Below are 22505 nucleotides of genomic sequence, written 5' to 3' on the forward strand. Positions count from 1 at the left end.
CCTTAGCCAAACCCATCGCGGGGCGCCAGTCGGGTTCCTGCGAGCGAAAGGGAGCCCAACCCAGTGGAATATCTGCTGCAAGAATACCTGCCGATCCTGGTTTTTCTGGGAATGGCCTCGGCGCTTGCCATCGTGCTGATTCTGGCGGCCGCGGTGATCGCCGTGCGCAACCCGGACCCGGAAAAGGTCAGCGCCTATGAATGCGGCTTCAACGCCTTCGACGATGCGCGGATGAAGTTCGACGTCCGCTTCTATCTGGTGTCGATCCTGTTCATTATCTTCGACCTGGAAGTGGCCTTCCTGTTTCCCTGGGCGGTGAGCTTCGGTAGCCTGTCGGACGTGGCTTTCTGGGGTATGATGGTGTTCCTGGCGGTCCTGACCGTGGGCTTTGCCTATGAATGGAAGAAAGGGGCGCTGGAATGGGCGTGATGACCGGCCTGAACACCGCGGGCGCCGACCGTGAATTCGCCACGGCCGAGCTGAACCGCGAATTGCAGGACAAGGGCTTCCTGCTGACCACGACCGAGGACATCATCAACTGGGCGCGCAACGGCTCGCTGCACTGGATGACCTTCGGCCTGGCCTGCTGCGCGGTCGAGATGATGCAGACCTCGATGCCGCGCTACGACCTGGAACGCTTCGGCACCGCGCCGCGCGCCAGCCCGCGCCAGTCGGACCTGATGATCGTCGCGGGCACGCTGACCAACAAGATGGCGCCGGCGCTGCGCAAGGTCTATGACCAGATGCCCGAGCCGCGCTACGTCATCAGCATGGGCAGCTGCGCCAATGGCGGCGGCTATTACCACTATTCCTATTCGGTGGTGCGCGGCTGCGACCGTATCGTGCCGGTGGACATCTATGTCCCGGGCTGCCCGCCCACCGCCGAGGCGCTGCTTTACGGCATCCTGCAACTTCAGCGCCGCATCCGGCGCACCGGCACGCTGGTGAGGTGAGCCATGTCCGACGTCTCTGACGAAGCCCTGCTGGAACTGGCCGAGCACATCTCCCTGCGCCGGGAAAGCGACGTGATCTCGACCCAGATCGCCTTTGGCGAGCTGACGGTGAATGCCACGCTGTCGGGCGTGATCGGCCTGATCGAGTTCCTGCGCAACGATCCGAACTGCCGCTTCTCGACGCTGATCGACATCACGGCGGTGGACAACCCGGCGCGGCCGGTGCGCTTCGACGTGGTCTATCATCTGCTGTCGATGTATCAGAACCAGCGCATCCGGGTGAAGGTCCAGGTGCGCGAGGACGAGCTGGTCCCCAGCCTGACCGGCGTCTTTCCCGGGGCCGGCTGGTATGAGCGCGAGGTCTTCGACCTGTTCGGCATCCTGTTCTCGGGCCATCCGGACCTGCGCCGCATCCTGACCGATTACGGTTTCCGCGGCCATCCGCTGCGCAAGGATTTCCCGACCACCGGCTATGTCGAGGTGCGCTGGAGCGACATCGACAAGCGCGTGGTCTACGAGCCGGTGAACCTGGTGCAGGAATACCGCCAGTTCGACTTCCTGTCCCCGTGGGAGGGCGCGAAATACGTGCTTCCGGGCGACGAGAAGGCGCCGGAGGCGAAGAAGTGAAACCCGGCCTGACCCCCGGCGCCCGCGCCCGCTTCAGCATGACGGTGGCCGAGGGCGATACCGTGCGCGCGCTGTTCTCGGACCGGGGCGCCTTTCCGCGGATGCCGGCGGTCTTCGCCACGGCCAAGATGGTCGGGCTGATGGAATGGGCCTGCGTCGAACAGCTGCGCCCCTATTACGAGGACGGCGAGGATTCGCTGGGCGTCCATGTCGATGTGGACCACAGCGCCCCGACCCTGCCCGGACAGGCGGTGACGGTCGAGACCGAGGTCGAGGAGATCGACGGCCGCTTCATCTGGTTCAAGGTCGTAGCCCATGACGGGGTCGACCGCATCGGCGCGGGCCGGCACCGCCGCGCGCTGATCAACACCGCGAAATTCAACGACCGGCTCGAGGCGAAGCGCGCCAAGGCCGGGCTGGAGGGATGACCATGGACGGCGACATCCGCAAGAACAGCTATGACGACGGCTCGATGGACGCCCTGACCGGCGAGCAGAGCATCCGCAACTTCAACATCAATTTCGGTCCGCAGCACCCGGCCGCCCATGGCGTGCTGCGCATGGTGCTGGAGCTGGACGGCGAGATCGTCGAGCGCGCCGACCCGCATATCGGCCTGCTGCATCGCGGTACCGAGAAGCTGATGGAAAGCCGCACCTATCTGCAGAACCTGCCCTATCTGGACCGGCTCGACTACGTGGCGCCGATGAATCAGGAACATGCCTGGTGCCTGGCCATCGAGCGGCTGACCGGCACCACGATTCCGCGCCGGGCCAGCCTGATCCGGGTGCTTTACTCCGAAATCGGCCGCATCCTGAACCACCTGATGGGCATCACCACCGGCGCCATGGACGTGGGCGCGCTGACGCCGCCGCTCTGGGGCTTCGAGGCGCGCGAAGAACTGATGGTGTTCTACGAACGCGCCTGCGGGGCGCGGCTGCATGCCGCCTATTTCCGTCCCGGCGGCGTGCATCAGGACCTGCCGCCCGCCCTGCTGGACGATATCGAGGAATGGTGCGAGCGTTTTCCGAAGCTGGTCGACGACCTCGACACGCTGCTGACCGAGAACCGCATCTTCAAGCAGCGGCTGGTCGATATCGGCATCGTGACCGAGGAGGACGCGCTGGACTGGGGCTATAGCGGCGTCATGGTGCGCGGCTCGGGCCTGGCCTGGGACCTGCGGCGGGCGCAGCCCTATGAATGCTATGACGAATTCGACTTCCAGATCCCCGTGGGCAGGAATGGCGACTGCTATGACCGCTATCTGTGCCGCATGGCCGAGATGCGCGAATCCTGCAAGATCATGCAGCAGGCGGTGCAGAAGCTGCGCGCCGAGCCGGCCGGAGACGTGCTGGCCCGCGGCAAGCTGACGCCGCCGAAGCGCGCCGACATGAAGCGCGACATGGAAGCCCTGATCCATCACTTCAAGCTTTACACCGAGGGCTTCCGGGTCCCGGCGGGCGAGGTCTATGCCGCCGTCGAGGCCCCCAAGGGCGAGTTCGGCGTCTATCTGGTCGCCGACGGCACCAACAAGCCCTGGCGCGCCAAGCTGCGCGCGCCCGGTTTCGCGCATCTGCAGTCGATCGACTGGATGTCGCGCGGCCACATGCTGGCCGACGTTCCGGCGATCATCGCCACGCTCGACATCGTTTTCGGAGAGGTTGACCGCTGATGCTGCGCCGTCTGTCCCCCATCCAGCCGGACTCTTTCGAGTTCACCCCCGCGAACCTGGAATGGGCCCGCGCCCAGATGACCAAATACCCGGAAGGCCGCCAGCAATCGGCGATCATCCCGGTCCTGTGGCGTGCCCAGGAACAGGAGGGCTGGCTGAGCCGTCCCGCCATCGAATATTGCGCCGACCTGCTGGGCATGCCCTATATCCGGGCGCTGGAGGTCGCGACCTTCTATTTCATGTTCCAGCTCTATCCGGTCGGCACCGTCGCCCATATCCAGATCTGCGGCACCACGACCTGCATGATCTGCGGCGCCGAGGACCTGATCCGGGTCTGCAAGGAAAAGATCGCGCCGGCGCCGCACACGCTTTCGGCCGATGGCCGGTTCTCGTGGGAAGAGGTCGAATGCCTCGGCGCCTGCACCAACGCGCCCATGGCTCAGATCGGCAAGGATTTCTACGAGGACCTGACCGCCGAGAAGCTTTCGGCGCTGATCGACCGTTTCGCCGCGGGCGAGGTGCCGGTGCCGGGCCCGCAGAACGGCCGCTTCTCGGCCGAGGCCCTGGGTGGTCCGACCGCGCTGGCCGACCTGAAGGGCGGTGAGCAGTATAACGGCAGCGTGGCGCTGGCGGTGCGGCTTGGCGACACGGTCAAGCGCATCGACGGGACCGAGGTTCCGGTCACCACGCCTTGGCTTGCGACGCAGAACGGCGCTTAATCGTTACGGGACAGGAGCGGTCGGGTCACGATGGAACGGGCGGAGTGCAACAGGAACTGCTGGATCTCGGCGGCAATCGCCGGGGTCGTGGTGCTGTTGTTCACCTCGGGCATCGGCGATCTGCACTGGCTGGCCGGGCTGTTCCTCGGCGCCGTCACCTTCGTGCTGTTCGGGGCGCTGATGGTCTGGCTGGTCTGCCACGAACGGCCCGAGCTCTTCGCCGAGGGAGACGGCCTGACCGGTACGGACTGGCAGCGCGCGGCGGTGGACCGCCAGCCCGAGACATTGCTGGTCGGCGGCTCGCTGGGACCGGAGCCTTTCACCTCGGGCACGCAGATGTCGGGCAGGCAGATGCCCATCGTCGCCGGGGCCATGCCCGCCGCGGCATCGCTGCCTGACCCTGCGCCCGCGGCGCCGGCACAGCCCGCCGGGACCGCGCCGGGCACCGACGATCTGAAGCGGATCAAGGGCATCGGCCCCAAGATCTCGGACTGGCTGAACGCGCAGGGCGTGACGCGCTATGAGCAGATCGCCGCCTGGGATGCCGCCGCCGTCGCCGATTTCGCGCAGCGGCTGGGCCGGATGGGCGGGCGGATCGAGGCCGACGACTGGGTCGGCCAGGCGAAGCTTCTGGCGGCGGGGGGCGAGACCGCCCATTCCCGCCGCATCGACAAGGGCGAGGCCGTCTGATGGCCCGCCCGACAGGACAACAGGCGTCGCAAGCGGGCAGGACCGCTGCGGCGGATGCCCGGCAGATGCGGCTTGTGGCGGTGGTGATCGCCGTCACCATGGCGCTGTGGCTGGGGGTGCAATGGCTGGGGGGCCAGCAGGACTGGCCCGCGAAATACGCCTTTCTCGCCGATCTGGCGGCGATTGGGGCCTTGATCTGGTCGCTGTTGGTGACCTGGCGGATCTGGCGGCGGCGCAATGCGTCCTCGCAGGGACAAGGATAAGACGATGCTGAACGATCAGGACCGGATCTTTACGAACATCTACGGCATGGGCGACCGCAGCCTGGCCGGCGCGAAATCGCGCGGCTGCTGGGACGGCACCGCCGCCATCATCCAGCGCGGCCGCGACAAGATCATCGACGAGATGAAGGCCTCGGGCCTGCGCGGCCGTGGCGGCGCCGGTTTTCCGACCGGGATGAAATGGTCCTTCATGCCCAAGGAATCGGACGGCCGCCCCTCCTACCTGGTCATCAATGCCGACGAATCCGAGCCCGCGACCTGCAAGGACCGCGAGATCATGCGCCACGACCCGCATACGCTGATCGAGGGCGCGCTGATCGCCAGCTTCGCCATGGGCGCCCATGCCGCCTATATCTACATCCGCGGCGAGTTCATCCGCGAGCGCGAGGCGCTGCAGGCCGCCATCGACGAATGCTATGACGCGGGCCTGCTGGGCCGCAACGCCGCCGGGTCGGGCTGGGATTTCGACCTTTACCTGCACCACGGCGCCGGCGCCTATATCTGCGGCGAGGAAACCGCGCTGCTGGAATCGCTTGAGGGCAAGAAGGGCATGCCGCGGATGAAGCCGCCCTTCCCGGCGGGCGCCGGCCTCTATGGCTGCCCGACCACGGTGAACAACGTCGAGTCGATCGCCGTGGTGCCGACCATCCTGCGCCGCGGCGCGGAATGGTTCGCCAGCTTCGGCCGCCCGAACAATGCGGGCGTGAAGCTGTTCGGCCTGACCGGCCACGTCAACACCCCCTGCGTGGTCGAAGAGGCCATGTCGATCCCCATGCGCGAGCTGATCGAGAAGCATGGCGGCGGCATCCGCGGCGGCTGGAAGAACCTCAAGGCGGTGATCCCCGGCGGCGCCTCCTGCCCGGTGCTGACCGCCGAGCAATGCGAAAACGCCATCATGGATTACGACGGCATGCGCGAGCTGAAATCCAGCTTCGGCACCGCCTGCATGATCGTCATGGACCAGTCCACCGACGTGGTGAAGGCGATCTGGCGGCTGTCCAAGTTCTTCAAGCACGAAAGCTGCGGCCAGTGCACCCCTTGCCGCGAGGGCACCGGCTGGATGATGCGGGTCATGGAGCGGCTGGTGCGCGGCGATGCCGAGGTCGAGGAGATCGACATGCTCTTCGACGTGACCAAGCAGGTCGAGGGCCACACCATCTGCGCCCTGGGCGACGCGGCCGCCTGGCCGATCCAGGGCCTGATCCGCAACTTCCGCGAGGAGATCGAGGACCGCATCAAGGCCAAGCGCACCGGCCGCATGGGCGCGATGGCGGCAGAGTAGAGGCGCAGGGCCCATCCATGAAACGCAAGACGCATCTGATCGTGGCGATGGTGGCGCTGGCCGGGCTTGCCGCTTGCAACGGTCCTGCGCCCTCTTCGGAGACGGGGTTCAATTTCTTCCTGAACGGGGTGCCCGGCTCGACCGACTGCAAGCTGGTCGGGTCGCGGGGCAAGTCGTGGCAGGAAAAGACCGTGATCAATCGCGGGGTTGTCCTGAAAGCGCGCGGCTATGCCGATGAAGGAACGATCCGCTGCACCATGGCCGATGGCGCGGTCTACGAATCGAACTGGAACCAGCTTGCGCTGGGTCCGCAGGGCGCGCGGATGCTCGCTGGCGAGACCTGGTTCAGCAAGGGCCATGCCGAGCAGGGCGTCAAGGTCACCTACGGCAATTTCTATCGGATGTTCAGCTTCAAGCGCGTGCAATAGTCATGGATCTGTTTTGCCAAGCACATGTCCCGCCCGTCCCGGATGATCTCTCCGGGGCGGTCGAGGCTGTGCGCGGCAAGGATCGGCGGGCCGGCGATGTCGCTGCGGCCGATCACGGCCAAGTGACGCGAGATGGCCGGATGGCGGGGCGACCCCATGTTATGGCTCAGGGCCATGACAAGGAGGCTATTGCCATGAAACTCATCCCTGCCGCCCTGATCGGCGCGGCCATGCTGGCGACGCCGGCCCAGGCGCTGGAGCCGCTGAGCCAGGAGAAATACATCAACGACCGGCTGATCGCGGCCCGCATCGCCGACCGCATCCGCCGCACCTGTCCCAGCATCAACGGCCGCATCCTCTACGCCTATGGCGAGGCCCGCAAGCTCAAGCGCTATGCCGAGCAGAAGGGCTATTCGCGGTCGCAGATCGACGCCTTCCTCGACAGCAGGGAGGACAAGAAGCGCATCTATGCCGTGGCCGAGGACTATCTGGTCCGCAACGGCGCCAGGGCGGAGGACCCCGAGAGCTTCTGCCGCATCGGCCGGCAGGAGATCCAGAAGAACACGGTTATTGGCAGCCTGCTGGTGGCGAAATGAGAAAATGGCTCAACTGGATCGGGCTGGGACTGATGGCCGCCGCCGCCGCCTCGATGATCGCGGCGGATGCCTTCGCGGGCGAACCCTCGGACCCGCTGCAACCGACGGCGCAAAAGTTCTACCTGCAATTCTCGATGTTCGCGCCGGGCGACATGCAATGTGACGCGACCGGGCCGGGCGTGCGCACCAAGCTCAGCCGCGGGATGACGGGGGCGCCGCTGCTGCGCATCACCGGCAATGCGGCCGGGGCGCAGATCCTTTGCTGGCGCCCGGATGGCAGCCGCTATACGACCGACGTGAACCGCAGGGTGCGCTATAATACCGCCGGGGCCGTTCGCGCGACGGTGACCTTTCACGCCGGGCAGGACGCTGCCGGCATCATGGTCCAGCGCGACGGCGAAGAAGACAGGATGGTGCCGACCATCTTTCCCCGTGCCTTCGTGAGGGTGCAGGAATGACGGCACAGAAGACAACCGGGCCAGCCTTCGGCCAGCATTTGCATCGCGCGGAACCTGCCGGAAATCGTGCCGGCAGCCGACTTCGTCGCGCGGGATAAGGGAAGACAAGATGGCAGATCTTCGCAAGATCAAGATCGACGATGTGATTATCGAGGTCGATCCGAACCTGACCCTGATCCAGGCCTGCGAGCAGGCCGGGATCGAGGTGCCGCGCTTCTGCTATCACGAGCGGCTGTCGATCGCCGGCAACTGCCGCATGTGCCTGGTCGAGGTGGTGGGCGGCCCGCCCAAGCCCGCCGCCTCTTGTGCCATGCAGGTCAAGGACCTGCGCCCGGGGCCGGACGGCGCGCCCTCCGAGATCCGCACCAACTCGCCCATGGTCAAGAAGGCCCGCGAGGGGGTGATGGAGTTCCTGCTCATCAACCACCCGCTGGACTGCCCGATCTGCGACCAGGGCGGCGAATGCGACCTGCAGGACCAGGCCGTGGCCTATGGCGTCGATTTCAGCCGCTATCGCGAGCCGAAGCGCGCCAGCGAGGACCTGAACCTCGGCCCGCTGGTCGAGACGCATATGACGCGCTGCATTTCCTGCACCCGCTGCGTGCGCTTCACCACCGAGGTCGCCGGCATCACCCAGATGGGCCAGACCGGCCGCGGCGAGGACAGCGAGATCACCAGCTATCTGAACGAGACGCTGAACTCGAACCTGCAGGGCAATATCATCGACCTGTGCCCGGTCGGCGCGCTGGTTTCCAAGCCCTATGCCTTCACCGCCCGGCCGTGGGAACTGACCAAGACCGAATCCATCGACGTGATGGACGCTCTGGGCAGCAATATCCGCGTCGATACCAAGGGCCGCGAGGTCATGCGCATCCTGCCGCGCAACCATGACGGCGTGAACGAGGAGTGGATCAGCGACAAGACCCGCTTCGTCTGGGACGGGCTGCGCCGCCAGCGCCTCGACCGCCCCTATATCCGCGAGAACGGCAAGCTGCGCCCGGCCTCCTGGCCCGAGGCGCTGGAGGCCGCCGCCCGCGCGATGAAGGGCAAGAAGATTGCCGGGCTGGTCGGCGATCTGGTGCCGGTCGAGGCGGCCTTCAGCCTCAAGCAGCTGGTCGAGGGGCTGGGCGGCAAGGTGGAATGCCGCACCGACGGCGCGCGGCTGCCGGCCGGCAACCGCTCGGCCTATGTCGGCACGGCGCGGATCGAGGATATCGACCACGCCAAGCGCATCCTGCTGATCGGCACCAATCCCCGCGACGAGGCGCCGGTGCTGAACGCCCGCATCCGCAAGGCCTGGGCGCATGGCGCGCAAGTGGCTCTGATCGGCGAGGCAGTCGATCTGACCTATGACTATCTGCATCTCGGCACCGACCGGCAGGCCCTGCTTGATCTGGTCAATGAGGCGCCGGGTCCGGACGGCACTCCGGGGCTGGTGATCGTCGGGCAGGGCGCGCTGCGCGAAGCCGATGGCGAGGCGGTGCTGGCCAATGCGATGAAGCTTTGCGAGCTGGGCGACGCCCGGCTGCTGGTTTTGCACAGCGCCGCCGGCCGCGTCGGTGCCATGGACGTGGGCGCGGTGACCGAGGGCGGCCTGCTTGCCGCCATCGACGGCGCGGAGGTGGTCTACAACCTCGGTGCCGACGAGGTCGACATCGCTGCCGGTCCGGTGGTGATCTATCAGGGCAGCCATGGCGACCGCGGTGCGCATCGCGCCGACATCATCCTGCCCGGCGCCTGCTATACCGAGGAAAGCGGCCTGTTCGTGAACACCGAGGGCCGTCCGCAACTCGCCATGCGCGCCAATTTCGCGCCGGGCGAGGGCAAGGAGAACTGGGCGATCCTGCGTGCGCTTTCGGCCGAACTGGGCGCGACCCAGCCCTGGGACAGCCTGGCCGGGCTGCGCCGCGAACTGGTCGCGGCGGTGCCGCATCTGGCCCAGATCGACCAGGTGCCGCAGAACGAATGGCAGCCGCTGGACCGTCTTGACCTGGGCCAGGCCGATTTCCGCAATGCGATCAAGGATTTCTATCTGACCAATCCCATCGCGCGCTCCTCGCCGCTGATGGGAGAGCTTTCGGCCATGGCCGCGGCCCGCAGGGCTCCGGCCCTGGCGGCGGAGTGACGGGGATGCGGCCCCGCCTTGCCCTTCTGACCGGGATCGGCCTTCTCGCCCTGCTGGCGGGTTGCGGCGAAAGCAAGGACGCGCGCCCGCGGCCCAAGCCGGCCCAGCTGGGCGTCGCGGTGCTGCAAAGCGATGCCGGCGCGCCGGACAAGAAGGTGCTGACCAAGGGCCGGATCTCGACCAAGTCGGGCGAGATCCTGATTCTGGAACCCGACGGATCGGTCAGCGAGATGGCGCTGGACAGCCCCGAGGGCCGCGATGCCTTCGCGGTGACCGAGGCCGAGCTGATGGCGCTGAATGCGAATCTGGATCTGGACCTGTCGGGAATGCCGGACATGGCCCCGGTGCGGCAGCGCCAGCCGACGGCGCAGGAAAAGGCGCTGGCCGATTTCGCGGCCCGCACCCGTCCGCTGCGGCTGAACCTGCCCAAGAGCTTCGAGGCCGATCCCAAGGATTTCCAGGGCGCCCAGGTCTCGGGCCTGGCCAGTTCGCGCAAGGGGGCGGACGGGCTGGTGGAAGTGACGGCAAACCTGCGCGCCGGGGTGGACGCCGACACCGCCTTCGCCTATGCCACATGCGCGCTGGCCAGCTGGGCCGATGCGAAGGGGGCGCCCTATGCCCGGCACATCCGCACGCTCAGGGACAAGCGCAACGGCAAGATGGTCGTCGGCTCGGTCTTTACCCTGTCCGAGAAGAAACCGATGGGCCTGACGGTGATGACAACGAATGAGACCTTGCAGGAATGCAAGGCACGCGGCATTCCCGCGGCGTGATGAGAGGGACGAAAGATCATGGCTGAATTCTGGGCCTCGCCCTACGGTTTCGCGCTCAGCCTGCTCTTGCAGGGTCTGGCGGTCATCGCCTTTGTCATGGGCTCGCTGATCTTCATGGTCTATGGCGACCGCAAGATCTGGGCGGCGGTGCAGATGCGCCGCGGTCCGAACGTGGTGGGCCCCTGGGGGCTGCTGCAGACCTTCGCCGATGCGCTGAAATACGTCGTCAAGGAAATCGTCGTCCCGGCCGGGGCGGACAAGTTCGTCTATTTCCTGGCGCCCTTCCTGTCGATGATGCTGGCGCTGTTCGCCTTTGTGGTCATCCCCTTCGACGAGGGCTGGGTGATGGCGAACATCAATGTCGGCATCCTGTTCATCTTCGCCGCCTCCTCGCTGGAGGTTTACGGCGTCATCATGGGCGGCTGGGCCTCGAACTCGAAATACCCGTTCCTTGCCTCGCTGCGCTCGGCGGCGCAGATGATCTCCTACGAGGTCTCGCTGGGGCTGATCATCATCGGCGTCATCATCTCGGCCGGCTCGATGAACCTGACCGCCATCGTCGAGGCGCAGCGCGGCGATTACGGCCTGCTGAACTGGTTCTGGCTGCCGCATCTGCCGATGGTGGTGCTGTTCTTCGTCTCGGCGCTGGCCGAATGCAACCGCCCGCCCTTCGACCTGGTCGAGGCCGAATCGGAACTGGTGGCGGGCTTCATGACCGAATATTCGTCCACGCCCTACCTGCTGTTCATGGCGGGCGAATACATCGCCATGTATCTGATGTGCGCGCTTCTGTCGCTGCTGTTCTTCGGCGGCTGGCTGTCGCCGGTGCCCTTCATCGCGGACGGCTGGTGGTGGATGGTCATCAAGATGTGGTTCTGGTTCTACATGTTCGCCATGGTCAAGGCGATCGTGCCGCGCTACCGCTACGACCAGCTGATGCGCATCGGCTGGAAGGTGTTCCTGCCCCTGTCGCTGGGCTGGGTGGTGCTGGTGGCGATCCTGGCCCGCTACGAAGTGCTGGGCAGCTTCTGGGCCCGTTTCGCAGTCGGAGGATAAGCCATGTATTCCAACAAGCTAGCCGAGGCATTTGCCAAAGCCAGTGAGACCGACAAGGTAGAGCTGGCGCATTTCCTCGCCAACAATCTGGACAGTGCGGAACAGGCGCAGGACAGCGCCCGCATCCGCGACTATGTCGCCGCGTTCGACCGTTTCGCGGCGCCGCGGGAAGGGGAGCGTTTCTGATGGCCTTCGATTTCGCGCGGGCGACCAAGTATTTCCTGATGTGGGACTTCATCAAGGGCTTCGGCCTGGGCATGCGCTATTTCGTCTCGCCCAAGCCGACGCTGAACTATCCCCACGAAAAGGGCCCGCTTTCGCCGCGCTTCCGGGGCGAGCACGCGCTGCGCCGCTATCCGAACGGCGAGGAACGCTGCATCGCCTGCAAGCTCTGCGAGGCTGTCTGCCCGGCCCAGGCCATCACCATCGACGCCGAACCGCGCGAGGACGGCTCGCGCCGCACCACGCGCTACGACATCGACATGACGAAATGCATCTATTGCGGCTTCTGCCAGGAGGCCTGCCCGGTCGATGCCATCGTCGAGGGGCCGAATTTCGAATATTCCACCGAGACCCGCGAGGAGCTGTTCTACGACAAGCAGAAACTGCTTGCGAACGGCGAACGCTGGGAGGCCGAGATCGCCCGCAACCTGCAGCTGGATGCGCCCTACAGATGACTCCCGTCGCCGCATATCAGCGCGGCCGCGCCCTGGCCGAGCATCTCAATCCTGGGATGGAGGCGGCCCTGCGCGACCGCTATGGCCATTGGCTGCCCGATGCGGTGGCCGAAACGGTCGTGGGTCACGGGATGGGCGAGGTCTATGCCCGCGAGGGGCTGGATCTGAAGACCCGTCTGCTGGTCACGGTCGGCGCGTTGGCGGCGATGGGCGGGCAGACCCGGCCGCAGCTCAAGGTGAACGTGGCCTCGGCCCTGCGCGCAGGCGCAAGCGCGCGAGAGATCTGCGAGGCGATCTTCCAGATGCATCTCTATGGCGGAATGCCGGCGGCGATCAACGCGCTGAATGCCGCCATCGAGGTTTTCGAAGCGGAGGGAACAAGTCCATGACCGATGCCTTCCAGAAGCTGTTCCAGCAGATGCTGCAATCCGGCCAGGAGATGGCGCGCGTCTTCAACCCGGCGCTGGAACATTTCGACATGCGCGCCATGGAAAAGCTGGTGCCGACGATCCCCGCCGACATGCTGGAAATGTGGTTCGGCAAGACCTTCAACCGCGAGGGGCTGGACGCCAAGACGCGCCTGCTTCTCACCATCGGCGCGATCACCGTTCAGGGCGCGCTGGCCGAGCCGCAGCTGCGCATGACCATCCGTCAGGCGCTGGCGGCCGGCGCCACCAAACGCGAGATCGCCGAGACGATCTTTCAGATGAGCATGTTCGGCGGGCTGCCTGCGATGCAGAAGGCGCTGGAAATCGCCCAGAGCGTCTATGCCGAGGAGGACGACGAATGATGACCTTCGCTTTCTACCTGTTCGCGATCAGCGCCTGCGTCGCGGGCTTCATGGTCGTGATCGGCCGCAATCCGGTGCATTCGGTGCTGTGGCTGATCCTGGCCTTCCTCGCCTCGGCGGGCCTGTTCGTGCTGCAGGGCGCGGAATTCGTCGCCATGCTGCTGGTCGTGGTCTATGTCGGCGCCGTGGCGGTGCTGTTCCTGTTCGTCGTCATGATGCTGGACGTGGATTTCGCCGAGCTCAAGGGCGAGCTGGCGCGCTACCTGCCGCTGGCGCTGCTGATCGGTGTGGTGCTGCTGGCGCAGCTGGGCATCGCCTTTTCCGGCTGGACGCCCTCGGACAGCGCCGAGAGCCTGCGCGCCGCGCCGGTGGACGCGACGGTCGAGAACACCTTCGGCCTGGGCCTCGTGCTTTACGACCGCTATGTGCTGATGTTCCAGCTGGCCGGTCTGGTGCTGCTGGTCGCGATGATCGGGGCGATCGTGCTGACGATGCGCCACCGCCGCGACGTCAAGCGCCAGAACGTGCTGGAACAGATGTGGCGCGACCCGGCCAAGACCATGGAGCTGAAGGACGTCAAGCCGGGACAGGGGCTTTGAACGCGGCAAGCTGGACCGCGATAGCCATCGGGATCGCCACGGCGGTCCTAGTAGCAAACGGATATTTCAACGGGTGAACGACCCGGAGGGACCAGGACGATGATCGGATTGACTCATTATCTTGTTGTGGGGGCGATACTGTTCGTCACCGGCATTTTCGGGATCTTCGTGAACCGAAAGAACGTCATCGTCATCCTGATGTCGATCGAGCTGATGCTCCTGGCGGTGAACATCAATTTCGTCGCCTTCTCGACGCATCTGGGCGATCTGGCCGGGCAGGTCTTCACCATGTTCGTGCTGACCGTCGCCGCCGCCGAGGCCGCCATCGGCCTGGCGATCCTGGTGGTCTTCTTCCGCAACCGCGGCACCATCGCGGTGGAAGACGTCAACGTGATGAAGGGGTAAGCGAGCATGGAAAAATTCGTCCTCTTCGCGCCGCTCATCGCGTCGCTGATCGCCGGGCTGGGCTGGCGCGCCATCGGCGAGAAGGCCGCGCAATACCTGACCACGGGCGTGCTGTTCCTAAGCTGCCTGATCAGCTGGTATCTGTTCCTGTCCTTCGACGGCGTGCCGCGGCACATTCCGGTGCTCGACTGGGTCGTGACCGGCGATTTCCATGCCGAATGGGCGATCCGGCTGGACCGGCTGACCGCGATCATGCTGATCGTCGTGACCACCGTCTCGGCCCTCGTGCACATGTATTCGCTGGGCTACATGGCCCATGACGACAACTGGACGCATGACGAGCATTACAAGGCGCGCTTCTTCGCCTATCTCTCGTTCTTCACCTTCGCCATGCTGATGCTGGTGACGGCGGACAACCTGTTGCAGATGTTCTTCGGCTGGGAGGGCGTGGGCGTCGCCTCCTATCTGCTGATCGGATTCTACTACAAGAAGGCCAGCGCCAATGCCGCGGCGATCAAGGCGTTCATCGTCAACCGGGTCGGCGATTTCGGCTTCCTGCTGGGCATCTTCGGCCTTTACTGGCTGACCGGCTCGGTCCAGTTCGACGAGATCTTCCGCCAGGTGCCGCAGCTTGCGCAGACCGAGATGCATTTCCTGTGGCGCGACTGGAACGCCGCGAACCTGCTGGGCTTCCTGCTCTTCGTCGGCGCCATGGGCAAATCGGCGCAGCTCTTGCTGCACACCTGGCTGCCGGACGCGATGGAAGGCCCGACCCCGGTCTCGGCGCTGATCCACGCCGCGACCATGGTGACGGCGGGCGTGTTCCTGGTCTGCCGCATGTCGCCGCTTTACGAATTCGCGCCGGATGCCAAGAACTTCATCGTCATCATCGGCGCCACCACCGCCTTCTTCGCCGCGACCGTGGGCCTGGTGCAGAACGACATCAAGCGCGTCATCGCCTATTCGACCTGCTCGCAGCTGGGCTACATGTTCGTGGCGGCGGGCGTCGGCGTCTATTCGGCGGCCATGTTCCACCTGCTGACCCATGCCTTCTTCAAGGCCATGCTGTTTTTGGGCGCCGGCTCGGTGATCCATGCCATGCACCATGAGCAGGACATGCGGAACTATGGCGGGCTGCGGAAAAAGATCCCGCTGACCTTCTGGGCGATGATGATCGGCACCTTCGCCATCACCGGCGTCGGCATCCCGCTGACCCATCTGGGCTTCGCCGGCTTCCTGTCCAAGGACGCGATCATCGAAAGCGCCTATGCCGGCAGCGGCTATGCCTTCTGGCTGCTGGTGATCGCCGCCTGCTTCACCAGCTTCTACAGCTGGCGGCTGATCTTCCTGACCTTCTACGGCAAGCCGCGCGGCGACCATCATGCCCATGACCATGCGCATGAAAGCCCGCCGGTGATGACCATCCCGCTGGGCGTGCTGGCCATCGGTGCGGTCTTTGCCGGCATGGTCTGGTATGGTCCCTTCTTCGGCGACCATCACAAGGTGACGGAATATTTCCACATCGCCGGCGCGCATCACGAAGCGGCCGAGGGCGGGGAAGCGGAGCACGCGACCGCCGAGGCTCCGGTGGAGCATGTCGCCGCCGATACCGCCGAGGGCGAGCCGACTGACGAGGCCGCCCATGCCGAGGTCGCGGCCCCGGTCGGCGGTGCGATCTACATGCATCCCGACAACCATATCATGGACGAGGCGCATCATGCGCCGGCCTGGGTCAAGGTCTCGCCCTTCATCGCCATGGTGCTGGGGCTGATCACCGCCTGGACCTTCTACATCGCCAATCCGTCGCTGCCGCGGCGGCTGGCGGCGCAGCAGCCGGCGCTGTATCAGTTCCTGCTCAACAAATGGTATTTCGACGAGATCTACGACTTCATCTTCGTCCGCCCGGCGAAATGGCTTGGCCGTGCGCTGTGGAAGGGCGGGGACGGCGCCGTCATCGACGGCACCATCAACGGGGTGGCCATGGGGTTGATCCCGCGGCTGACCCGCGCGGCGGTCCGGGTGCAATCGGGCTATCTGTTCCACTACGCCTTCGCGATGGTTCTGGGCATCGTGGGCTTGCTGATCTGGGTGATGATGCGGGGCGCGCACTGACATGACGAACCTTCTTTCCATCATCACCTTCCTGCCGATCGTCGCCGCGATCATCATGGCGCTGTTCCTGCGCGGCCAGGACGAGGCGGCGGCCCGCAACGCCAAGTGGCTGGCGCTGCTGACCACCAGCGCGACCTTCGTGATCTCGCTTTTCGTGCTGTTCCGCTTCGACCCGGCGAACACGGGCTTCCAGTTCGTCGAGGATCACGCCTGGATCATGGGGCTGCGCTACAAGATGGGCGTGGACGGCATCTCGGTGCTGTTCGTGCTGCTGACCACCTTCATGATGCCGCTGACCATCCTTTCGACCTGGGCGGTCGAGGACAAGGTCAAGGAATACATGATCGCCTTACTGGTGCTGGAAGGGCTGATGATCGGCGTCTTCACCGCGCTCGACCTGGTGCTGTTCTACCTGTTCTTCGAGGCGGGGCTGATCCCGATGTTCCTGATCATCGGCATCTGGGGCGGCAAGGACCGCATCTATGCGTCCTTCAAGTTCTTCCTCTACACCTTCCTCGGCTCGGTGCTGATGCTGGTGGCGATGATCGCCATGTATCGCATGGCGGGCACCACCGACATTCCGACGCTGCTGACCTTCGACTTCCCGTCGGACAACTTCCGCCTGCTGGGCATGACGGTGGTCGGCGGCATGCAGATGCTGCTGTTCCTGGCCTTCTTCGCCAGCTTCGCCGTGAAGATGCCGATGTGGCCGGTCCATACCTGGCTGCCCGACGCGCACGTCCAGGCGCCGACCGCCGGCTCGGTCCTGCTGGCGGCGGTGCTGCTGAAGATGGGCGGCTACGGCTTCCTGCGCTTCAGCCTGCCGATGTTCCCGGTCGCCAGCGGCGTGGCCCAGCCCTATGTCTTCTGGCTGTCGGCCATCGCCATCGTCTACACCTCGCTGGTGGCGCTGGCGCAGTCGGACATGAAGAAGGTCATCGCCTATTCCTCGGTCGCCCATATGGGCTACGTGACCATGGGCGTCTTCGCCGCGAACCAGATCGGCGTCGACGGCGCGATCTTCCAGATGCTGTCGCACGGCTTCATCTCGGGCGCGCTGTTCCTGTGCGTCGGCGTGATCTACGACCGCATGCACACGCGCGAGATCGACGCCTATGGCGGGCTGGTGAACCGGATGCCGGCCTATGCGGCGGTCTTTATGTTCTTCACCATGGCGAATGTGGGCCTGCCGGGCACCTCGGGCTTCGTGGGCGAGTTCCTGACGCTGATGGGGGTCTTCCGCGTCGATACCTGGGTGGCGCTGGTCGCGACCTCGGGGGTGATCCTGTCGGCGGCCTATGCGCTCTGGCTCTATCGCCGGGTGACGCTGGGCCAGCTGATCAAGGAAAGCCTGAAGTCGATCACCGACATGACGCCGCGCGAGCGCTGGGTATTCGTTCCGCTGATCGCCATGACGCTGATCCTGGGCGTCTATCCGCGGCTCGTCACCGACGTGACCGGCCCGGCGGTCGCAGCACTCGTCCAAGACTACAACCAGAGCCAGCCGGCGGCGCCCGTCGCCACGGCCCAAGCCAGCCACTAGGGGACGGATATGACCTCGCTCGATTTCTCGACCATTCTGCCCGAGGTGGTGCTGGCCGGTTACGCCCTCGCCGCGCTGATGGCAGGGGCCTATCTCGGCAAGGACAGGCTGGCGCGCACGCTGCTCTGGGTCACGGTCGCGGCCTTCCTGATCGTCGCGGCCATGGTGGGCCTGGGCAACCATGTCGACGGCACCGCCTTCCACGGCATGTTCATCGACGACGGCTTTTCACGCTTTGCCAAGGTGGTGACGCTGGTCGCCGCCGCCGGGGTGCTGGCGATGAGCGCCGATTACATGCAGCGCCGCAACATGCTGCGCTTCGAGTTCCCGATCATCGTCGCGCTGGCGGTGCTGGGCATGATGTTCATGGTCTCGGCCGGCGACCTCTTGACCCTCTACATGGGGCTGGAACTGCAATCGCTGGCGCTTTACGTCGTCGCCGCCATGCGCCGCGATTCGGTGCGCTCTTCCGAGGCGGGGCTGAAATATTTCGTCCTCGGTTCGCTTTCCTCGGGCCTGCTGCTCTATGGCGCCTCGCTGGTCTACGGCTTTGCCGGGACCACCGGATTCGAGGGCATCATCTCGACCATCCAGGGCGGCCACCTGTCGCTGGGCGTGCTGTTCGGGCTGGTGTTCATGCTGGTGGGCCTGTCGTTCAAGGTCTCGGCCGTGCCCTTCCACATGTGGACCCCGGACGTCTATGAGGGCTCGCCGACGCCGGTGACCGCCTTCTTCGCCACCGCGCCCAAGGTCGCGGCCATGGCGCTGATCGCGCGGCTGGTCTTCGACGCCTTCGGCCATGTCATCGGCGACTGGAGCCAGATCGTCGCGGCGCTGGCGGTGATGTCGATGTTCCTGGGCTCGATCGCCGGGATCGGCCAGACCAACATCAAGCGGCTGATGGCCTATTCCTCGATCGCGCATATGGGCTTCGCGCTGGTCGGCCTTGCCGCCGGCACCGCCATCGGCGTGCAGACCATGCTGCTTTACATGACCATCTATGCGGTGATGAACATCGGCACCTTCGCCTTCATCCTGTCGATGGAGCGCGACGGCGTGCCGGTCACCGATCTGACCGCGCTGAACCGGTTCGCCTGGACCGATCCGGTCAAGGCGCTGGCCATGCTGGTGCTGATGTTCAGCCTTGCCGGCGTGCCGCCGACGCTGGGCTTCTTCGCCAAGTTCGGCGTGCTGACGGCGGCGGTCGATGCCGGCATGGGCTGGCTGGCGGTGCTGGGCGTGATCGCCTCGGTCATCGGCGCCTTCTATTACCTGCGCATCGTCTATTACATGTATTTCGGCGCCGAGACCGAAGGCATGACCTCGCGCATGGGTGCGGTGCAATATCTGGCGCTGATGCTGCCGGCGCTGGCCATGCTGGTGGGTGCGATCAGCATGTTCGGCGTGGATGCCGCCGCCGGCCGCGCCGCCGAGACTCTGGTCGGCCCGGTCGCCGCGGCCGAACAGCCGGCCGAATCCGCGCAAGCCGAGCCCGCGCAAGGTGAGTGACGCCTGGCCCGAAGGCGTGGCCCGCCATGTGCTGGCCCGCGCCGACAGCACCAATGCCGAGGCGTTGCGGCTGGCGCCCGGCCTTTCGGGGCCGGCCTGGGTAATGGCCCGCGAGCAATTCGCGGGCCGCGGCCGTCGCGGTCGGGATTGGGTGATGCCGGCCGGGAATTTCGCCGGGACGCTGGTCGTCCGGCCGCAGGGCGGGGCGCTGGCCGCCGCGCAGCTGTCCTTCTTGGCGGCGCTGGCGCTTTACGACGCGCTTGGCGATGCCTGCGGCCCCTCGGTCCGGCTGGCGATCAAATGGCCGAACGACGTGCTGCTGAACGGCGGCAAGGTGGCGGGCATCCTGCTGGAAAGCGCGGGCTCGGGTCCGGGCGTGCAGGCCGTCGCGGTCGGCATCGGCGTCAACCTGGCCGCCGCGCCGGATGCGGCGGCGGTCGAGCCGGGCGCGACGCCCCCGGTCTCGGTCCTGGGCGAGACCGGCCATGTCGTCGATCCCGAGGATTTCCTGGACCTGCTGGCGCCGGCCTTCGCGCGCTGGCAGGCGCAGCTGGACATCTATGGCTTTGCGCCGATCCGCAACGCCTGGCTGGCCCGCGCCGCCCGGCTGGGCGAGCCGATCACCGCCCGCACCGGCGCGACCGAGAGCCACGGCATCTTCGAGGGGATCGACGACAGCGGCGCGCTGATCCTGCGCGGCCCGGCGGGGCGGCAGGTCATTCCCGCCGCCGACGTCTATTTCGGAGCTTAGCCCATGCTGCTTTGCATCGACACCGGCAACACCAACACGGTCTTTTCGGTCTGGGACGGCGAGAAATTCGTGGGCCTCTGGCGCATCTCGACCGACCATCGCCGCACGGCGGACGAATATTTCGTCTGGCTGTCCACGCTGATCTCGCTGCAGAAGCTGGAGCTGAGCATCGATGCCTGCATCATCAGCTCGACCGCGCCGCGGGTGGTGTTCAACCTGCGCGTGCTCTGCAACCGCTATTTCGACACCCGCCCGCTGGTGGTCGGCAAGCCCGACTGCCTGCTGCCGGTGGCGCCGCGGGTGGATTTCGGCACCGTGGTCGGTCCCGACCGGCTGGTGAACACCTGGGGGGCGTTCCAGCGGCACGGGCCTGACCTGATCGTGGTCGATTTCGGCACCGCGACCACCTTCGACGTGGTCGATACCGACGGCGCCTATGTCGGCGGCGTCATCGCCCCGGGGGTGAACCTGTCGCTGGAGGCGCTGCATATGGGCGCGGCCAGCCTGCCGCATGTCGATGTGACCATGCCGGCCAAGGTGATCGGCACCAATACGGTGTCCTGCATCCAGTCGGGCATCTTCTGGGGCTATATCGGCCTGGTGCAGGGCGTGGTGGACAAGATCCGCGAGGAACGCGGCCGGCCGATGAAGGTTATCGCTACGGGCGGGCTGGCGCCGCTGTTCGACCAGGGGTTTGATTTGTTTGACGCGATCGAGGACGATCTGACCATGCACGGCCTGCGCCTGATCCACGATTACAACAAGGAGATGGGCAATGGCTGAGCGCCTGATCTATCTGCCGCTGGGCGGCGCGGGCGAAATCGGCATGAACGCCTATGTCTATGGCTATGGCCAGCCGGGGCGTGAACGGCTGATCGTCGTCGATCTGGGCGTGACCTTCGGCGACATGGATTCTTCGCCCGGCATCGACCTGATCATGGCCGATGTCGCCTGGCTGGAAGCCAATCGCGACCGCATCGACGCCATCTTCATCACCCATGGGCACGAGGATCACGTCGGCGCGCTTGGCCTGCTCTGGCCCAAGCTGCAAAAGCCGGTGCATTGCCGCCGCTTCACCGGCGCGCTGGCGCGGCTGAAGCTGGAGGAGGCCGGCCAGCCGGTCGATCAGCTGCATATCCACGCGCCGCGTCCCGATGCGGTGACGGTGGGCCCGTTCCGGGTGCAATTCGTCCCGATCAGCCATTCGATCCCGGAAAGCTCGGCGCTGATCATCGACACGCCGGCGGGGCGGATCGTGCATACCGGCGACTTCAAGCTGGACGGCACCCCGGTGGTGGGCGAGGCCTTCGACCCGATCCTGTGGCACGACATTGCCAACGAGGGGCAGGGGATCAAGGTCCTGACCTGCGATTCCACCAATGTCTTCTCGCCCCATCCCGGCCGGTCCGAAGCGGTGCTGGCAAATCCGCTGCTGGATTTCGTCATGGCGCAGCGGCAGCTGGTGGTGGCGACGACCTTCGCCAGCAACATCGCCCGGCTCAAGACCCTGGCCGAGGCCGGCATCGCCGCCGGCCGCAAGATCTGCCTTCTGGGCCGGGCCATGCGCCGCATGGTGACCGTCGCGGTCGAGACCGGCATCCTGACCAGTTTCCCCCCGGTCATCAGCCCCGAGGAAGCCTCGGAGCTGCCGCGCGACAAGGTGATGCTGATCGTCACCGGCAGCCAGGGCGAGCGCCGCGCCGCCAGCGCCCAGCTCTCGCGCGGCCGCTATCTGGGCATCCAGCTGAAGGACGGGGACAGCTTCCTGTTCAGCTCGCGCACCATCCCCGGCAATGAGCGCGGGGTGATCCGCATCATGAATGCGCTCTCGGAAATGGGCGTGGACCTGCATGACGCCGATGACGGGCTCTATCACGTCTCGGGCCATGCCAACCGTCCGGATATCGAGGCGGTGCACGACCTGCTGAAGCCGCAGATCGTCATCCCGATGCATGGCGAGCACATGCATCTGCGCGAACATGCCAAGCTGGCCGAGGCACGCGGCATTCATTCGGTGGTGGCGACCAACGGCACCATGCTGGACCTGTCGGGCGAGGCGCCGCGGGTGGTGGACCAGATCGACACCGGGCGGATTTATCTCGACGGCACGGTGCTGATCGGCGCCATGGACGGGGTGGTGCGCGACCGCATCCGCATGGCGCTGAACGGCCATGCCATGGTCTCGGTCATCATCGACGAGGACGATACGCCGTTGCCCGACGCCTGGGTGGAGCTCTCGGGCCTGCCCGAGAAGGGCCGGGCCGGCGTGCCGCTGGCCCGCAATATCGAGGCCGAGCTGGCCGAGTTCCTGGAACGCGCCGACGACCGCACGGTGATGGACGACGACCGGCTGGAGGAGGCGATCCGCAAGATCACCCGGCAGGTCTCGATGGAGGAGATCGGCAAGAAGCCCGAGGTGACGGTGGTGATCTCGCGCCTGGCTGCGGAATGACTTGACCTTG

At 65.9% G+C, this 22505-nt stretch carries 27 protein-coding genes; all 27 read left to right on the forward strand.

The genetic code is table 11. The features are described 5' to 3' along the window. Window positions 1-63 precede the first annotated feature (63 nt). The gene (locus tag PARJ55_RS0104505; RefSeq protein WP_028711929.1) at window positions 64-429 is read left to right on the forward strand and encodes an NADH-quinone oxidoreductase subunit A; all 366 of its coding nucleotides are present in this window, start codon (window positions 64-66) and stop codon (window positions 427-429) included. Beyond that, window positions 429-953: an NADH-quinone oxidoreductase subunit B family protein gene (locus PARJ55_RS0104510; protein WP_028711930.1), complete on the forward strand. Its 525-nt coding sequence runs from the start codon at window positions 429-431 to the stop codon at window positions 951-953. Before PARJ55_RS0104505 ends, PARJ55_RS0104510 begins: the two co-directional genes overlap by 1 nt. 3 nt (window positions 954-956) lie before the next feature. Beyond that, window positions 957-1580 carry an NADH-quinone oxidoreductase subunit C gene (locus PARJ55_RS0104515; RefSeq protein ID WP_028711931.1) on the forward strand — a complete coding sequence of 208 codons (624 nt, stop codon included), beginning with the start codon at window positions 957-959 and terminating at the stop codon, window positions 1578-1580. Next, on the forward strand, window positions 1577-2008 hold the full coding sequence (locus tag PARJ55_RS0104520) for a thioesterase family protein (protein WP_028711932.1): 432 nt from the start codon (window positions 1577-1579) through the stop codon (window positions 2006-2008). The genes PARJ55_RS0104515 and PARJ55_RS0104520 overlap by 4 nt, the downstream gene beginning before the upstream one ends. A gap of 2 nt (window positions 2009-2010) precedes the next feature. After that, a complete protein-coding gene (locus tag PARJ55_RS0104525) occupies window positions 2011-3249 on the forward strand; it encodes an NADH-quinone oxidoreductase subunit D (RefSeq protein ID WP_028711933.1) in 1239 nt (412 codons plus the stop codon). Continuing rightward, window positions 3249-3968, forward strand: coding sequence for an NADH-quinone oxidoreductase subunit NuoE (gene nuoE, locus PARJ55_RS0104530; RefSeq protein WP_028711934.1), 720 nt, complete (start codon window positions 3249-3251; stop codon window positions 3966-3968). The genes PARJ55_RS0104525 and nuoE overlap by 1 nt, the downstream gene beginning before the upstream one ends. Before the next feature lie 30 nt (window positions 3969-3998). After that, window positions 3999-4658, forward strand: coding sequence for a hypothetical protein (locus tag PARJ55_RS0104535; RefSeq protein ID WP_028711935.1), 660 nt, complete (start codon window positions 3999-4001; stop codon window positions 4656-4658). Beyond that, window positions 4658-4921, forward strand: coding sequence for a DUF5337 domain-containing protein (locus PARJ55_RS0104540; protein WP_028711936.1), 264 nt, complete (start codon window positions 4658-4660; stop codon window positions 4919-4921). The genes PARJ55_RS0104535 and PARJ55_RS0104540 overlap by 1 nt, the downstream gene beginning before the upstream one ends. 4 nt (window positions 4922-4925) lie before the next feature. Continuing rightward, window positions 4926-6221: an NADH-quinone oxidoreductase subunit NuoF gene (gene nuoF / locus PARJ55_RS0104545; RefSeq protein WP_028711937.1), complete on the forward strand. Its 1296-nt coding sequence runs from the start codon at window positions 4926-4928 to the stop codon at window positions 6219-6221. Between the two features lie 17 nt (window positions 6222-6238). Beyond that, complete coding sequence (locus tag PARJ55_RS0104550; protein ID WP_028711938.1) at window positions 6239-6649, forward strand: hypothetical protein; 411 nt, start codon at window positions 6239-6241, stop codon at window positions 6647-6649. A 194-nt stretch (window positions 6650-6843) separates the two neighbouring features. Beyond that, a complete protein-coding gene (locus PARJ55_RS0104555; RefSeq protein ID WP_028711939.1) occupies window positions 6844-7245 on the forward strand; it encodes a DUF5333 domain-containing protein in 402 nt (133 codons plus the stop codon). After that, window positions 7242-7703 (forward strand): hypothetical protein, encoded by a 462-nt coding sequence (locus PARJ55_RS0104560; RefSeq protein ID WP_028711940.1) that lies wholly within the window; start codon window positions 7242-7244, stop codon window positions 7701-7703. Before PARJ55_RS0104555 ends, PARJ55_RS0104560 begins: the two co-directional genes overlap by 4 nt. Before the next feature lie 109 nt (window positions 7704-7812). Further along, on the forward strand, window positions 7813-9828 hold the full coding sequence (nuoG, locus tag PARJ55_RS0104565) for an NADH-quinone oxidoreductase subunit NuoG (RefSeq protein ID WP_028711941.1): 2016 nt from the start codon (window positions 7813-7815) through the stop codon (window positions 9826-9828). A 5-nt stretch (window positions 9829-9833) separates the two neighbouring features. Next, window positions 9834-10601 carry a hypothetical protein gene (locus PARJ55_RS0104570; protein ID WP_028711942.1) on the forward strand — a complete coding sequence of 256 codons (768 nt, stop codon included), beginning with the start codon at window positions 9834-9836 and terminating at the stop codon, window positions 10599-10601. Between the two features lie 18 nt (window positions 10602-10619). Further along, on the forward strand, window positions 10620-11657 hold the full coding sequence (gene nuoH / locus PARJ55_RS0104575; RefSeq protein WP_028711943.1) for an NADH-quinone oxidoreductase subunit NuoH: 1038 nt from the start codon (window positions 10620-10622) through the stop codon (window positions 11655-11657). A gap of 3 nt (window positions 11658-11660) precedes the next feature. Next, window positions 11661-11843: a hypothetical protein gene (locus PARJ55_RS0104580; RefSeq protein WP_028711944.1), complete on the forward strand. Its 183-nt coding sequence runs from the start codon at window positions 11661-11663 to the stop codon at window positions 11841-11843. Beyond that, complete coding sequence (gene nuoI / locus PARJ55_RS0104585; RefSeq protein WP_028711945.1) at window positions 11843-12334, forward strand: NADH-quinone oxidoreductase subunit NuoI; 492 nt, start codon at window positions 11843-11845, stop codon at window positions 12332-12334. Before PARJ55_RS0104580 ends, nuoI begins: the two co-directional genes overlap by 1 nt. After that, a complete protein-coding gene (locus tag PARJ55_RS0104590; protein WP_028711946.1) occupies window positions 12331-12723 on the forward strand; it encodes a carboxymuconolactone decarboxylase family protein in 393 nt (130 codons plus the stop codon). Before nuoI ends, PARJ55_RS0104590 begins: the two co-directional genes overlap by 4 nt. Further along, a complete protein-coding gene (locus PARJ55_RS0104595; protein ID WP_028711947.1) occupies window positions 12720-13124 on the forward strand; it encodes a carboxymuconolactone decarboxylase family protein in 405 nt (134 codons plus the stop codon). Before PARJ55_RS0104590 ends, PARJ55_RS0104595 begins: the two co-directional genes overlap by 4 nt. Next, entirely contained in the window at window positions 13121-13723 is a 603-nt protein-coding gene (locus PARJ55_RS0104600) for an NADH-quinone oxidoreductase subunit J (RefSeq protein ID WP_028711948.1), read from the forward strand. Before PARJ55_RS0104595 ends, PARJ55_RS0104600 begins: the two co-directional genes overlap by 4 nt. A 99-nt stretch (window positions 13724-13822) precedes the next feature. Further along, window positions 13823-14128, forward strand: coding sequence for an NADH-quinone oxidoreductase subunit NuoK (gene nuoK / locus PARJ55_RS0104605; protein ID WP_010392916.1), 306 nt, complete (start codon window positions 13823-13825; stop codon window positions 14126-14128). A gap of 6 nt (window positions 14129-14134) precedes the next feature. Next, the gene (gene nuoL, locus PARJ55_RS0104610; protein WP_028711949.1) at window positions 14135-16240 is read left to right on the forward strand and encodes an NADH-quinone oxidoreductase subunit L; all 2106 of its coding nucleotides are present in this window, start codon (window positions 14135-14137) and stop codon (window positions 16238-16240) included. A gap of 1 nt (window position 16241) precedes the next feature. Next, window positions 16242-17783 carry an NADH-quinone oxidoreductase subunit M gene (locus tag PARJ55_RS0104615; protein ID WP_028711950.1) on the forward strand — a complete coding sequence of 514 codons (1542 nt, stop codon included), beginning with the start codon at window positions 16242-16244 and terminating at the stop codon, window positions 17781-17783. 9 nt (window positions 17784-17792) lie between these two features. After that, window positions 17793-19292 (forward strand): NADH-quinone oxidoreductase subunit NuoN, encoded by a 1500-nt coding sequence (gene nuoN, locus PARJ55_RS0104620; protein ID WP_028711951.1) that lies wholly within the window; start codon window positions 17793-17795, stop codon window positions 19290-19292. After that, a complete protein-coding gene (locus PARJ55_RS0104625; protein ID WP_028711952.1) occupies window positions 19285-20043 on the forward strand; it encodes a biotin--[acetyl-CoA-carboxylase] ligase in 759 nt (252 codons plus the stop codon). The genes nuoN and PARJ55_RS0104625 overlap by 8 nt, the downstream gene beginning before the upstream one ends. A 3-nt stretch (window positions 20044-20046) precedes the next feature. Then, complete coding sequence (locus PARJ55_RS0104630) at window positions 20047-20826, forward strand: type III pantothenate kinase (RefSeq protein ID WP_028711953.1); 780 nt, start codon at window positions 20047-20049, stop codon at window positions 20824-20826. Next, window positions 20819-22495, forward strand: a complete 1677-nt coding sequence (locus PARJ55_RS0104635; protein WP_028711954.1) for a ribonuclease J — start codon at window positions 20819-20821, stop codon at window positions 22493-22495. Before PARJ55_RS0104630 ends, PARJ55_RS0104635 begins: the two co-directional genes overlap by 8 nt. The last annotated feature ends 10 nt before the right edge of the window (window positions 22496-22505 follow it).

The sequence above is a fragment of the Paracoccus sp. J55 genome (genome assembly GCF_000513975.1).
GTDB lineage: Bacteria > Pseudomonadota > Alphaproteobacteria > Rhodobacterales > Rhodobacteraceae > Paracoccus.